Below are 13,840 nucleotides of genomic sequence, written 5' to 3'. Positions count from 1 at the left end.
AGCCACGATTTCACCGGAGCCATCATCATGGATCACGCATTGACTTTTGTGATCGGCAGCCTGTGTGTCCTTGCGATCTGCTACCGCCTGTACGGGGTGTTCTTCACGCGCAAGGTGCTGGGCGTCGACGACAGCGCTGTCACCCCTTCTCATGAATTGAAAGACGGCAAGGACTACGTGCCCACCAGCAAGTGGGTGGCCTTCGGCGGCCACTTCGCCGCCATCGCCGCCGCAGGCCCCTTGGTGGGCCCGGTGCTGGCCGCCCAGTACGGCTACCTGCCCAGCATGGTCTGGCTGCTGATAGGCTGTGTGGTCGGCGGCGCGGTGCACGACACCGTGGTGCTGTTCGCCTCGATGAAACACCACGGCAAGTCGCTGTCGGAAGTGGCCAAGGCCGAGCTCGGCCCGCTGGCCGGCTGGTGTACCGGCCTGGCCATGCTGTTCATCATCACCATCACCATGGCCGGCCTGTCCATGGTGGTGGTGCATGCGCTGGAACGCAACCCGTGGGGCGCCTTCGCCGTGTTCATGACCATCCCCATCGCCATAGCCGTGGGCCTGTGGGAGCGCGTGACCGGCAGCATGAAGAACGCCAGCTACGTCGGCATCGCCGCCATCATGGCCTGCGTGTTCGCCGGCCCCTACATCCAGCACACCGCGCTGGGCGAATGGCTGTCGCTGAAGGCGTCCACCGTGTCGCTGCTGCTGCCCATCTACGCCTTCTTCGCCACCACGCTGCCGGTGTGGATGCTGCTGACCCCGCGCGCCTGCCTGTCCAGCTTCATGAAGATCGGCGTGTTCGGCCTCTTGGTGGTCGGCGTGGTGTTCATCAACCCGCAGATCCAGTTCCCGGCCGTGACCCAGTTCATCCACGGCGGCGGCCCGGTGCTGTCCGGCCCGGTATGGCCCTTCATCTCCATCACCATCGCCTGCGGCGCGATCTCCGGCTTCCACGCCTTCATCGGCTCCGGCACCACGCCCAAACAGATCGACAAGTGGAGCGACATCCTGCCGGTGGGCTTCGGCGCCATGCTGGCCGAATGCGTGGTGGGCGTGATGGCCTTGATCGCCGCCACCGCCTTGCATCCGGCGGACTACTTCGCCATCAACTCCGCGCCGGCCGTGTTCCACACCCTGGGCATGGACGTGGTGAATCTGCCCAAGCTGTCCGAGGAAATCGGCCTGGACCTGTACGGCCGCACCGGCGGCGCGGTGACCCTGGCGGTGGGCATGGCGGACATCTTCACCCGCATCCCGTGGTTCAGCCATCTGGCGTCCTACTTCTTCCAGTTCATGGTGATGTTCGAGGCCGTGTTCATCCTCACCGCCATCGACTCCGGCACCCGCGTCGCCCGTTACCTGATCCAGGACTTCGTCGGCGATCTGTGGGCACCGCTGAAACGCACCGATTGGATGCCCGGCGCCATCGGCGCGTCCATCATAGCCTGCGCGATGTGGGGCTATCTGCTGAACTCCGGCGACATCAACTCGGTGTGGGCGCTGTTCGGCGTGTCCAACCAGTTGATGGCCTCCATCGGCCTGATCATCGGCGCCACCATCATCCTGCGGCTATCGCACAATCGCAGCTACATGCTGACCTGCCTGGTGCCGCTGGCCTACCTGTACGTCACCGTCAACTACGCCGGCTACTGGATGGTCAAAAACGTGTACCTGAACCCGGCCGCCAAGGGCTACAACCTGTTCAACGCCGGCATCTCCATCGTGATGCTGGCCCTGGGCCTGGTGATCCTGATCTCCGCCTGCCGCCGCTGGATGGCGCTATTGAGCCGCCCGACGCCGCAAGCCGCGCTGAAGCCGGCCGCGTCAGAAGCCTGACCCCCGCGCCAGACGCAAAAAAGCCCATCGCATGCGCGATGGGCTTTTTTTTGCGGCGAACGCTGCCGACCTCAGAAGTGGAAAAACACCAGGGTCATCAATACGAAGCAAGGCAGCAGAATGGCGCCGGACCACAGCATATAGCCGAAGAAGCCCGGCATCTTGACATGGCGGTGCTCGGCGATGGCCTTGACCATGAAGTTGGGCGCGTTGCCGATATAGGTCATCGCCCCCATGAACACCGCGCCCATGGAGATGGCGAGCAAGGTGCTGGCCAGCGGGCCCATCAGCTGAACCGCGTTGCCGTCGGCCAGATTGAAAAACACCAGATAGGTCGGCGCATTGTCCAGGAAGCTGGACAGGATGCCGGTCATCCAGAAATACATGCCGTCCAGCGGCTTGCCGTCCGGACCGGACACGGCCTGCACCAGGCCGGCCAGCGCGCCATGCTCGCCGGCGCGCAGGATGGCGATCACCGGGGCGATGGTGAGGAAGATGCCGGCGAACAGCTTGCCCACTTCCAGGATGGGCAGCCAGTTGAACTCGTTGCCGGCGCGCACTTGCTTGGGCGTGATCCACAGCGAGGCGAAGGCCAGCAGGATCAGGATGGCGTCGCGCAGCAGGTTTTGCAGCTCCAGATGGGCGCCGGGCAGATGGATCTCGATGCCCGGCTTCCATAGGCCGGACATCAGCACCGCGCCCACCACGCCGGCCAGCAGCCAGAAATTGCGTTTGCCGTACAATTTGAGCGGCTTATCATGGCTGCGGTCCACCGGCTTCAGCGTGCCCTCCTGCGCTTCCTTGGCGTACAGGTGGCGGTCCAGGAAGTAGAAAATGGCCAGCAGCATGGCGGACAGCAGCGCCACCGGGGCCAGCATGTGCTGGAAGGTCCAGCCGAAGGTCACGCCCTTGAGGAAGCCCAGGAACAGCGGCGGATCGCCCAGCGGGGTCAGGCCGCCGCCGACATTGGCCACCAGGAAGATGAAGAACACCACCACGTGCACATTGCGCTGGCGGCCTTCGTTGGCCTTCAACAGCGGACGGATCAGCAGCATGGCCGCGCCGGTGGTGCCCATGATGGACGCCAGCAGCGTGCCTATCGCCAGGATGCCGGTATTCAGCTTGGGCGAGCCATGCAGCGAGCCCCACACCAGAATGCCGCCGGACACGGTGTACAGCGCGAACAGCAGCGCGATGAAGGGGATGTATTCAGTGAACAGCGCGTGCAGCACCAATTCGCCGGTCTGGCCCAGGCCGAAAGCGGCGGCGAAAGGCAGCAGGAACAGCGCGGTCCAGCCCGCGGTGATCTTGCCGAAATGATGGTGCCAGATGCCTGGCGCCAGAATAGGGAACAAAGCGATGGACAGCAGGATGCCGGCGAACGGCGCGGCCCAGCCCAGGCTCAGCGTGGCACCGTCCATGTCCGCAGCCTGGGCGACGGCGGGTAACAGCATGGCGCCCGCCAGAGTCAGCAGTTTGTTTTTCATCAGTCCTTCCCGCGGGCAAAGCCCGTAAATAAAAACGCAGCGCGAGGCTGCCAGAACATTCCCGGTTGTGATGCCAGGCACAGGCCGGGTCCGGGCGCCGGCCTGCGCGCGTCCTGCCAGACGCGCCGGGGCTTAGCGGCTGCCCTTCTGGATGAACTCGATCTTGTAGCCGTCCGGGTCCTCGATGAAGGCGATCACCGTGGTGCCGTGCTTCATCGGGCCGGCTTCGCGCGTGACCTTGCCGCCCTTGGCGCGCGCCATGTCGCAGGCGGCGTAGGCGTCGTCCACTTCGATGGCGATGTGGCCGTAGCCGCTGCCCAGCTCGTAGGATTCGGTATCCCAGTTATGGGTCAGCTCCAGCACGGTGTGATCGGCCTCGTCGCCGTAGCCGACGAAGGCCAGCGTGAAACGGCCTTCCGGAAAATCGGAACGGCGCAACAGCTTCATGCCGAGCACTTCTTGATAGAACGACAGGGAGCGCTCAAGGTTCCCCACGCGCAACATGGTATGCAGCATTCTCATTGCAAAATCCTCGATAATCAGCCAAAAGCAAACAACCCGCCGCCGTTTTGGCGCAGCCAGCGGCGAGCCTCGCGCCAGCCCGGATAGAGACGCGCGGTCTCCGCCCAGAAAGCCGGCGAATGATTCATGTGTTCGAGATGGGCCAGCTCATGGGCCACGACGTAATCGACCACGGCCAGCGGCGCCTGGACCAACCGCCAGTTCAAGCGGATGCCGCCGTCGGCGCCGCAGCTGCCCCAACGCGTGCGCGCCGACGACAATTGCAAACGGCTGGGCTTGCGCCGGCAATGCGCCGCCAGCAGGGAGAGGCGGCTGGGCAACAGTATCGACGCCTCGCGTTTCAGGAATTGGGCCAGCACGGCCTTCAGGCTGTCGGCGTCGCCTTCGGCCACGCCGGACACCAGCAGGATATTTCCTTCGCGCTTGACCGTCTTGCGCGCGCCGCCCATCAAGCGCAAGTCCAGCGCCTCGCCCAGCAGGGTCAGCCGGCTCAGGTCTTCACCCTGCGCCAACTGGCCGCGCTGGCGCAGCACGTGGCCGACGATCCAGTCGTGGCGCTGCCGCAGCACCTGATGCAGCCGCTCCTGGCTGACGCCGGGCGCGGCGATCAACTCCACCACGCCGTCGCGCACACGTATGCCTATGCTCTGCCGCGCGCGGCGCGTCAGCAGCACCGGCACGTCGCCGTCAGGCAGCGGCAGTCTGTGCCAGACGTTGGCGTTTTTCATCGGGATCCGCAAATGGGCCCACGCCGCCGATCTCTCGCTGGCGCGCTTCGATCCAGGCCTCGGCCTCGGCCATCATGGCCTCCGGTCCGACATCGTCCGCCGGGCGGATGGCGGGGCCGACCACCACGGTGATCTCGCCCGGGTATTTCAGGAAGGCGTTGCGCGGCCAGAATTCGCCGGCATTGTGCGCCACCGGCACCATGGGCATGTCGAACTGCTTGGCCATGCGCGCGGCGCCCAGCTTGTACTTGCCAACGCGGCCGGGCTTGGTGCGCGTGCCTTCCGGGAACACGGTGATCCAGAAGCCGTGGCGCTTGCGCTCCAGCCCCTGCTCCAGCAGGCGCTGGTTGGCGCGCGAACGGTCCGAGCGGTTGATCATGATGGGGTTCATCAGCACCAGACCCCAGCCGAACAGCGGAATCCAGGCCAGCTCGCGCTTGGCCACGTAGACCTGCCACGGGAAAATCTTCTGCAGCGACAGCGTCTCCCAGCCGGACTGATGCTTGGAGCAGATCACCGACGGCTCGGTCGGGATGTTGTGAGCGCCCAGCACCTTGTACTTGAGCCCGATCACGTTCTCCAGCATCCACAGCAGGGTCAGCGCCCAGCTGACGCCGAAGACATGGCGCGTCCGGCGCGGCAGCGGCGCGGCCAACAGCAGGCAACAGAAGAAAAGCGGCGTGATGACGATGAGCACCAGCCAGTACAGCAGGTTGCGTATCCACAGACTGATCATGCTTGCGGTTCTTATCTCAGTGATGGTTGATCAGATGCTCGGCGGCGTCGTACAGGTCGTCGAACACCAGCGTGCTCTCCGGCAGCTCGCCCTTGGCCAGCGTCTTGGCGCCCTTGCCCGTTTTCACCAGAATCGGCAGGCCGCCGACGGCGGCGATGGCCTGCAGGTCGCGCAGGCTGTCGCCGATCAAGGGCAGGCCCTCCAGCTTGACGTTGAAGCGTTCCGCGATCTCCAGCACCATGCCCGGCAGCGGCTTGCGGCAGTCGCAGCCATGGTCGGGACCATGCGGACAGAACACCACGGCGTCGATGCGGCCGCCGGCCTGGCCGACCAGACGGTGCATCTTCTCATGCATCGCGTTCAGCGCGTGCATGTCAAACAGGCCGCGGGCGATGCCTGACTGGTTGGTGGCCACCACCACGCGCCAGCCGGACTGGGTCAGGTTGGCGATCGCTTCCAGGCTGTGCTCAATCGGCGCCCATTCCGCGCTGTTCTTGACGAAATCGTCGCGGTCTTCGTTGATCACGCCGTCTCGGTCTAGGATGACGAGTTTCACGCTTTCTCCAATGAGTCAGGCGGAAGCCCTGCAGGGGCGTTCCGCCGTTTGAATTCTCGCCGATGGAAAGCTTGGCGGAACGCCCGGCCCCTGGCCGGGCTTCCGCCCCACTCTCACTCTGCCAGCAGCGAGATATCGGCCACGCGGTTGAACAACGCGGCCAGGCTGGCCAGCAGCGCGATGCGGTTGGCGCGCACCTTGGCGTCCTCGGCCATCACCATCACGCCGTCGAAGAACGCGTCCACCGGCGCGCGCAGCGAGGCCAGCTGGGTCAGCGCGCCGGCAAAGTCGTGCGCGGCGAACTTGGCTTCCACCGCCGGGGCCAGTTCCTGCACCGCGGCGTACAAGGCCTGTTCGGCGGCTTCCTGCAGCAGCGCGGCGTCCACCGCGCCCACTTCGCCCTCGGCCTTCTTCAGTATGTTGTTGACGCGCTTGTTGGCGGCAGCCAATGCGGCCGCTTCCGGCAGCGCCTTGAAGCCGGCCACGGCGGCCAGCACGGCGCGCACTTCGTGGATGCGGCTGGGCGCCAGGGCCAGCACGGCGTCGATCTCGTCGCCCTTGTAGTCGGCGGCCAGGAAGTTCTTCAGGCGATCCATCATGAAGCCGAACACTTCGTCGGCGACATTGGCGGACAGCTTGCCGGCCGGGAAGGCCTCGGCCACGATGGCCAACAGCTGCTTCAGGTCCAGGTCCGCTTCCAGCGCCATCCGCACCACGCCCAGCGCGGCGCGGCGCAAGGCGAACGGGTCCTTGTCGCCGGTCGGAACCAGGCCTATGCCCCAGATGCCGACGATGGTTTCCAGCTTGTCGGCCAAGGCCACGGCAGTGGCGATCTTGCCTTGCGGCAAGGTATCGCCGGCGAAACGCGGGTGGTAGTGGCCCTCGACGGCGGCGGCTACTTCGGCGTGCTCGCCGTCGTGCTGGGCGTAGTACATGCCCATGATGCCCTGCAGCTCCGGGAATTCGCCGACCATGTCGGTCACCAGATCGGCCTTGGCCAGATAGGCGGCGCGGGCGGCCAGCGCGGCGTCGGCGCCCAGCTCATGCGCGATGGCGCCGGCGATGCTTTGCAGCCGCTCCACGCGCTCCAGCTGCGAGCCTATCTTGTTGTGGTACACCACATTGGCCAGGCGCGGCAGGCGGCTGTCCAGGCGGTGCTTCTTGTCCTGCTCGAAGAAGAACTTGGCGTCGGACAGGCGGGCGCGCAAGACGCGCTCGTTGCCGCCCACCACGAAGGACGGGTCTTGCGGCGCGATATTGGACACCAAGAGGAAGCGGTTCATCAGCTTGCCGTTGCCGTCCAGCAGCGGGAAGTACTTCTGGTTTTGCTGCATGGTCAGGATCAGGCACTCTTGCGGCACTTGCAGGAACTCGGCCTCGAAGCCAGCCTCCAGCACCACCGGCCATTCCACCAGCGCGGTCACTTCGTCGAACAGCGCGTCCGGCGCGGCGATGGTGGCGCCGAGCTTGGCGGCGGCCTCGGCCAGCTTGTGGCCGATCAGCTCGCGGCGGGCGGCGAAGCTGGCGATGACTTTGCCTTCCTCATGCAGCGCGCGGGCATAAGCGTCGGCGTTGGCGATGCTCACCTCGCCCTGCGACAGGAAGCGGTGGCCGCGGGTGACCTGGCGGCTTTGCAGGCCCAGCACCTCGCCGGCGACGACCTGCTCGCCGTGCAGCATGACCAGGCCATGCACCGGACGGACGAATTGCACGTCGGAATCGCCCCAGCGCATCAGCTTGGGCGCCGGCAGCTTCTTCAGCGCCAGGGCCACCACGTCGGCCAGCACGGCGCTCAGCGCCTCGCCGGTTTTGGTGCTGGAATAGGCGTACACGTCCTGCTTGCCGTTGTTGACGATGGACAGCGCGGACACCTCCACGCCGCAGGAGCGGGCGAAGCCGGCCAGGGCCGGCGTCGGCTGGCCATCCTTCATGCCGGCGGCAACGGCCGGGCCCTGGCGGGTGATGTGCTGATCCGGCTGCACGGCCAGCACGCCGGGCAGCTGCAGCGCCAGCCGGCGCGGCGACGCGTACACCACGGCCTCGGCATCGGCGGCGGCGAACTGCATCTTTTTCAGTTCTTCGGTGATGGTCTGGGCGAAGCTAGCGGCCAGACGCGGCAGGGCCTTGGGCGGCAGCTCCTCGGTCAGGAGTTCGATCAGCAGGGTCGCGTTCATTGTCTTCGATTTCAATTATTGGGAGGCGTTTCCGGCCGCGTCGCAGATCACCTTCATCATGGCGTGGGCGACCGAATCCTCGTTCACCGGCTGCCACTTCCAGGCATAGCGCGGCACCGGGAACATCGTGGAAAACAGGTGCTTGTTGTTCCGGTCGAAATACTCGGAACCGACAAACACGTACTGGTATTGCTTGCAATCGGCGTAGCCGGTGGTGCGGCGGATGGAGAAGTGCAGACGGTAGGCCTTTTCATAGCGCTGCGCGGCAAAGCGTTCCTGGTTGATGAAATGCACCAGACCATCCTTGCCCAGCCACAGCGAGTTGCCGTCTATGGCCAGCTGCAGCTGGCTGCCGTCCTGGTACACCACCCAGTCGGCGGGCTGTTCAGCCCAAGCCGGCAGACTGGCCAGCAACAGCATCGCAGCAAAGGCTCTCATCTTTCACTCCTCATCGCTCAGGCCAGGCATGCCAACCTTAACAGCATAGGCGACAGCCCGCCCCCGCCTCAGCCCTTGCGGCACATCGGGAAGCCCAGCGCCTCGCGCGCGTCGTAATACGCCTGCGCCACGCCGCGCGACAGATTGCGGATGCGGCCGATGTAGGCGGCGCGCTCGGTCACGGAGATGGAGCCGCGCGCGTCCAGCAGGTTGAAGGTGTGGCCTGCCTTCAGGATCATTTCATACGCCGGCAGCGGCAGGCTGGCATCCAGCAGCTTCTTCGCTTCCGCCTCGTAATCGTTGAACTGGCGGAACAGTAGCTCGACATTGCTGTGCTCGAAGGCGTACTTGGACTGCTCCACTTCGTTCTGATAGAACACATTGCCGTAGGTGACCGGCTGGCCGTCCGGCAGGTGGGTCCAGATCAGGTCGTAGACGTTTTCCACGCCCTGCAGATACATGGCCAGACGCTCCAGGCCATAGGTGATCTCGCCCAGCACCGGCTTGCAATCGAGGCCGCCCACTTGCTGGAAGTAGGTGAATTGCGTCACTTCCATGCCGTTCAGCCACACTTCCCATCCCAAGCCCCAGGCGCCCAGCGTCGGGTTTTCCCAGTCGTCCTCGACAAAACGAATATCCTGCACCGTCGGGTCCAGGCCCAGTTCCTGCAGCGAGCCGAGGTACAGCTCCTGGATATTGGACGGCGACGGCTTCAGCACCACCTGGAACTGGTGGTGCTGAAACAGGCGGTTGGGGTTCTCGCCGTAGCGGCCGTCCTTGGGGCGGCGGCTGGGCTGCACGTAAGCGGCGTTCCAGGGCTCAGGCCCCAGCGCGCGCAGGAAGGTGGCGGTGTGCGAGGTGCCCGCGCCCACCTCCGTGTCGTACGGCTGCAAGAGCGCGCAGCCCTGGCGGTTCCAGTAGTGCTGGAGCGTGAGGATGATTTCCTGGAAGGTAAGCATATATAAAGGCGTCGATCGAAAATGGACAAATAAAGGACGATTCTACCGTCTGCCGCCGCTCACGCAAAGCCGGGCTGTCCGACGCCGCCCAAGCGGTCCGCCAGACGCCGGCCCTTGCGCAGGCAGTCGGCCAGCGAAACGCCGTCCAGCCAGTTGGCGCAGACATGCACGCCCTGCCCCGCCAGCGGCTGCGCCATGCGTCTGACCCGGCTCTGCAAGGCCGTGCCCTGCGGCAAGGCGCTGGTCCAGCGCGTGACGCGCTGCGACAAAGGCCTGGCCCGCAGGCCGAAGCGCTCCAACATCTCGCGATTCAGCCTGGCCAGCAGCTCCTCATCGCTCAGCGCCAGCAATTCCGGATGGCGGCGGCCGCCGATGAAGCTGGTCAACAGCCGGGTGCCGTCCGGACAGACATGCGGGTAGCTGGTGCTGACGCTCAGATGGCCCAGGGTCAGCATGCCCTCCGTTTCCGGGTGCAGCGCGCCGCCGCCTTCCAGCGGCCATTCCAGCGCGTCCGCCTCCAATAACGTGCTGACCACGGCCAGCGGCGCATAGGGAATGCGGCGGCAGGCGTCGGCCAGCGCGGGCGCTAGCGGATGCAGCAGCGCGGCGGCCTGGCTGGCCGGCAAGGCCAGCACCACTTGTTCCGCATGCTCCCAGCCCGCCATCGTGCGCAGCCGCCAACCCGCGCCATCGCGCCGCAGGGCCGTCACTGGGCAATTCAGCCGCACGTCGAGCTCCGCCGCCAGGCGCAGCGGCAATTGCTGCAAGCCGCCCTGCAGCGTGCAGACGCGGCGCCGCCCCATGCGCTTGCGCATGCGCAGCAGCCCACCCAGAAAGGGCCCGCGGCATTGCGCCGCCTCGGCCAGTTCCGGCAAGGCTTCTTCCAGCCGCAGCTCCCTGGGGTCCCCGGCGAACACGCCGCCCACCATGGGTTCCATCACTTTGGACAAGACCTCCCGCCCAAAGCGCGAATCGCAAAAGGTGGCGACGCTGTCCAGGCCAGCGCTGTCCACGCCCGGTCGCAGCATGCCGCCCAATACCTTCCATTTGCTGCGCCAGCTGAGCAGGTCGCCTCCCAGCAGCTGCAGCGGGCCATCCGGCAGCCGATGGTAGCAGCCGTCCAGCAAAACGTGGCGGGCCGACCCGGCCCGGCTGGGCCATATCGGCCGCAAATCCAGCCTCGCCAGCCATTGCAGCAGCTCCTCATCGGCCAGCAGCGTGTGCGGCCCCTCTTCGCGCAAGGCCTCGTCGCGCTCGGTCAACACCTTGCCGCCCACCCGCTCATCCGCCTCATACACCCGCACCGCCGCCCCCTGCTGCTGCAGCCACCAGGCGCAAGACAAGCCGGACACGCCGGCGCCAATTACCGCAATCATGATCCCTCTCCCGCAAAACAATTCGTCAGCAAGAATTATCCGTGGCCCATCGCCGCGCCAGTTGATAGTCATCAACAGGCAAGCGTAATAAAACGAAACAACCCGTTTCTGATTCGAACAATTCGGTGAATCGCGACCTTGCCGCGGCTCCCAGCCCGCCTTGCCGCCACCCCAGACATGACGTCGCCCACCCTGCGCCGCGGGCTTCATTCCTGATGAAAAAGGAAAAAAGGAAAACCCGCCCGCCCAGGCTGGCATGGCTCGGCCATTGCGCGAGCGGACGCGCGACTCCCCGGCGGAACGGCGCACGGCTCAGGGCGACGGACTATACCGAGAACAAGACGGAAACCGGAAACCGCCCATGCCCCGCCCCTTGCTGCTGAAAACCAGGCTGACCCTGCTCGCGCTGACCGCGCTCGCCGTGCTGTTGCTGCTCACGCTGGCCGGCCTGGGCCAACTGACCGCCACAGACCGCGCCATCGAACGACAACTGGGCCAAGTCGTTGTCCAAAGCAGGCTCAACCGCGCCTTGCAGTCGGCCAATCTGCACTTCAAGATCCAGGTGCAAAACTGGAAGGACGTGCTGCTGCGCGGCAACGACAGCGCCGACTACGCCGCCTACCTGAACCTGTTCCGCCAGGAAGACCAGACCGTGGATGCACAACTGGACCAGGCCGCGGCCGCCTTGCGCGATATGGGCCTATCCACGGCCGACATCGACGCGCTGCGCGCCGAGCACGGCCGGCTGGACGAACGCTACCGCGCCGCGCTGGCCAGCTTCCATCAAGAAGACAAGCTGTCCGGCCAGCAAGTGGACCATCAGGTCCGCGGCATGGACCGCGCCATGACCGATCAATTGCTGCGGCAAAGCGCGGCGGTGCAAGACGGCTTCGAGCAGCTGCTGCAAAACCAGATCGCCGCCACGCGGGCGCATTCGCAGCAGGCTTTGTGGCTCTTTCTCGCCATCGCGATCGTCGGCGCCGCGCTGATGACGGCTGCCATTGCCCGCATCGGCGCGGGCATCATCCGCCAGGTGGGCGGCGAGCCGGCCGCGGTGGCGGAGATCGCCCAACGCGTGGCCAACGGCGACCTGACCGTCCGCGCCAAGCTGCGCCCAGGCGACGCCGACAGCGTGCTGGCGGCGATGGAGCAAATGGTGGAAAGGCTGACCGGCGTGATAGAGGCGCTGCGACTGAACGCCGAGCAGCTCAACGTCACGTCCTCCGAGGTGGCGGCGTCGGCGCAGACGCTGAGCCAAAGCGCCTCGCAGCAAGCCAGCAGCCTGGAACAGACCAGCGCTTCCGTGGAGCAGATCACGGCGACGGTGGCGCAAAACTCGGACAACGCCCACATCACCGACGCCACGGCCGGCGAATCCGCCGTTTGCGCCGATCACGGCAGCCAGGCCGTCAGCCGCACCGTGGCGGCGATACGCGACATCGCGGGCAGAATCAGCGTGATCGACGACATCGCCTACCAGACCAATCTCTTGGCGCTGAATGCCGCGATCGAAGCCGCCCACGCCGGCAAGCAGGGGCTGGGCTTCACCGTGGTGGCGGCCCAGGTGCGCAAACTGGCGGAAGACAGCCAGAGCGCGGCCCGCGAGATAGGCCGGCTGGCCGCCGACACCGTGGACATGGCGGAACAGGCGGGTTCGGCGCTGGGGCAACTGGTGCCGGCCATCCGCAAGACAGCCGATTTGGTGCAGGAGATTGCCCACGCCTCCCAGGAGCAAAACGCGGGCTTGCAGCAGATCAATATCGCCGTCAGCCAGCTTTCCATGGCCACGCAACTGAGCGCCTCCACCTCGGAACAGCTCTCGGCCGCCTCGGACCAGTTGAACGCGCAGGCCGACCACCTGCGCAAGATGATGGCCTTCTTCCGCACCGCGCCCTCTCCTTAGCCGCAAAAAAGGCCTCCGCGCGCGGAGGCCTTGTTCCTTGCCAGCCCGGGCCGGCTCAGCGCCAGTCCAGGATCACCTTGCCGCTCTGGCCGGACAGCATGGCGGCGAAGCCTTGCTCGAAGTCGTCCACCTTGAAGTGGTGGGTGATGATGGGGCGGATGTCCAGGCCGGACTGGATCAGGGCCACCATCTTGTACCAGGTCTCGAACATCTCGCGTCCGTAGATGCCCTTGATTTCCAGGCCCTTGAAAATCACCTGGTTCCAGTCGATGGCGGTATTGGACGGCGGGATGCCCAGCAGGGCCACCTTGCCGCCGTGGTTCATCGTTTCCAGCATCTGGCGGAAGGCCTGCGGGTTGCCGGACATTTCCAGGCCGACGTCGAAGCCTTCGGTCATGTGCAGCTCCTGCATCACCGCCTTCAGGTCTTCCTTGGCGACGTTGACGGCGCGGGTGGCGCCCATCTTCTTCGCCAGCTCCAGCCGGTAGTCGTTGACGTCGGTGATGACCACGTGGCGCGCGCCGACATGCTTGGCGATGGCCACGGCCATGATGCCGATCGGGCCGGCACCGGTGATCAATACGTCCTCGCCCACCAGGTTGAAGCTCAGGGCGGTGTGCACGGCATTGCCGAACGGGTCGAAGATGGAAGCCAGGTCGTCGGAGATGTCATCCGGAATCGGGAAGGCATTGAAGGCCGGAATCACCAGGTATTCGGCGAACGCGCCCTCGCGGTTGACCCCCACGCCGGTGGTGTTGCGGCACAGGTGGCGGCGGCCGGCGCGGCAGTTGCGGCAGTGGCCGCAGGTGATGTGGCCTTCGCCGGACACGCGCTGGCCGATCTGGAAGCCCTGCACTTCCGAACCCATGCCGGCGACGACGCCGACGTATTCATGGCCGACATGCATCGGCACCGGGATGGTCTTCTGCGACCACTCGTCCCAGTTCCAGATATGGATGTCGGTGCCGCAGATCGCGGTCTTGACGATCTTGATCAGCAGATCGTTATGGCCGACTTCCGGCTGCGGAACGTCGGTCATGGTCAGGCCGGGAGCGGCCTGCAACTTGGCTAGTGCTTTCATGGGGAAACCTCATACCGAGAGAACCGCTAGTGATTTCCGCCACG

12 protein-coding genes are annotated in these 13,840 nt (G+C 65.6%); 2 read left to right on the top strand and 10 right to left on the bottom strand.

Annotation, left to right across the window (positions count from 1 at the left end; genetic code table 11):
• Window positions 1-27 precede the first annotated feature (27 nt).
• A complete protein-coding gene (locus FYK34_RS03500; protein ID WP_149295074.1) occupies window positions 28-1,836 on the top strand; it encodes a carbon starvation CstA family protein in 1,809 nt (602 codons plus the stop codon).
• A 71-nt stretch (window positions 1,837-1,907) separates the two neighbouring features.
• Here the strand turns inward: FYK34_RS03500 and FYK34_RS03495 are convergent, their stop codons facing one another.
• The 9 genes from FYK34_RS03495 to hemG all read right to left on the bottom strand — a co-directional run bounded on the left by FYK34_RS03495 (window position 1,908) and on the right by hemG (window position 10,812).
• Window positions 1,908-3,323: a sodium:proton antiporter gene (locus tag FYK34_RS03495; RefSeq protein ID WP_149295073.1), complete on the bottom strand. Its 1,416-nt coding sequence runs from the start codon at window positions 3,321-3,323 to the stop codon at window positions 1,908-1,910.
• A 132-nt stretch (window positions 3,324-3,455) separates the two neighbouring features.
• The gene (gene gloA, locus FYK34_RS03490) at window positions 3,456-3,845 is read right to left on the bottom strand and encodes a lactoylglutathione lyase (protein WP_103904065.1); all 390 of its coding nucleotides are present in this window, start codon (window positions 3,843-3,845) and stop codon (window positions 3,456-3,458) included.
• Between the two features lie 17 nt (window positions 3,846-3,862).
• Window positions 3,863-4,573, bottom strand: a complete 711-nt coding sequence (locus tag FYK34_RS03485) for a M48 family metallopeptidase (RefSeq protein WP_149295072.1) — start codon at window positions 4,571-4,573, stop codon at window positions 3,863-3,865.
• Entirely contained in the window at window positions 4,533-5,309 is a 777-nt protein-coding gene (locus FYK34_RS03480; protein ID WP_149295071.1) for a lysophospholipid acyltransferase family protein, read from the bottom strand. Before FYK34_RS03480 ends, FYK34_RS03485 begins: the two co-directional genes overlap by 41 nt.
• Before the next feature lie 16 nt (window positions 5,310-5,325).
• Window positions 5,326-5,865 (bottom strand): D-glycero-beta-D-manno-heptose 1,7-bisphosphate 7-phosphatase, encoded by a 540-nt coding sequence (gene gmhB, locus FYK34_RS03475; protein WP_149295070.1) that lies wholly within the window; start codon window positions 5,863-5,865, stop codon window positions 5,326-5,328.
• Window positions 5,866-5,978: 113 nt separating this feature from the next.
• Window positions 5,979-8,039 (bottom strand): glycine--tRNA ligase subunit beta, encoded by a 2,061-nt coding sequence (gene glyS, locus FYK34_RS03470; RefSeq protein ID WP_149295069.1) that lies wholly within the window; start codon window positions 8,037-8,039, stop codon window positions 5,979-5,981.
• Between the two features lie 15 nt (window positions 8,040-8,054).
• Window positions 8,055-8,477 carry a surface-adhesin E family protein gene (locus FYK34_RS03465; protein WP_149295068.1) on the bottom strand — a complete coding sequence of 141 codons (423 nt, stop codon included), beginning with the start codon at window positions 8,475-8,477 and terminating at the stop codon, window positions 8,055-8,057.
• Between the two features lie 68 nt (window positions 8,478-8,545).
• Complete coding sequence (gene glyQ, locus FYK34_RS03460) at window positions 8,546-9,436, bottom strand: glycine--tRNA ligase subunit alpha (RefSeq protein ID WP_149295067.1); 891 nt, start codon at window positions 9,434-9,436, stop codon at window positions 8,546-8,548.
• A 59-nt stretch (window positions 9,437-9,495) separates the two neighbouring features.
• Window positions 9,496-10,812 (bottom strand): protoporphyrinogen oxidase, encoded by a 1,317-nt coding sequence (gene hemG, locus FYK34_RS03455; RefSeq protein WP_168209635.1) that lies wholly within the window; start codon window positions 10,810-10,812, stop codon window positions 9,496-9,498.
• Window positions 10,813-11,173: 361 nt separating this feature from the next.
• Between hemG and FYK34_RS20800 the strand changes: the two genes are divergently transcribed.
• Window positions 11,174-12,715, top strand: a complete 1,542-nt coding sequence (locus FYK34_RS20800) for a methyl-accepting chemotaxis protein (protein WP_231137363.1) — start codon at window positions 11,174-11,176, stop codon at window positions 12,713-12,715.
• A gap of 55 nt (window positions 12,716-12,770) precedes the next feature.
• Here the strand turns inward: FYK34_RS20800 and tdh are convergent, their stop codons facing one another.
• Window positions 12,771-13,796, bottom strand: a complete 1,026-nt coding sequence (gene tdh, locus FYK34_RS03445) for an L-threonine 3-dehydrogenase (RefSeq protein WP_149295065.1) — start codon at window positions 13,794-13,796, stop codon at window positions 12,771-12,773.
• Window positions 13,797-13,840: the final 44 nt, after the last annotated feature.

It is taken from the genome of Chromobacterium paludis, from assembly GCF_008275125.1.
Classification (GTDB): Bacteria; Pseudomonadota; Gammaproteobacteria; order Burkholderiales; family Chromobacteriaceae; genus Chromobacterium; species Chromobacterium paludis.
This window is presented reverse-complemented; position numbering and strand designations above follow the sequence as displayed.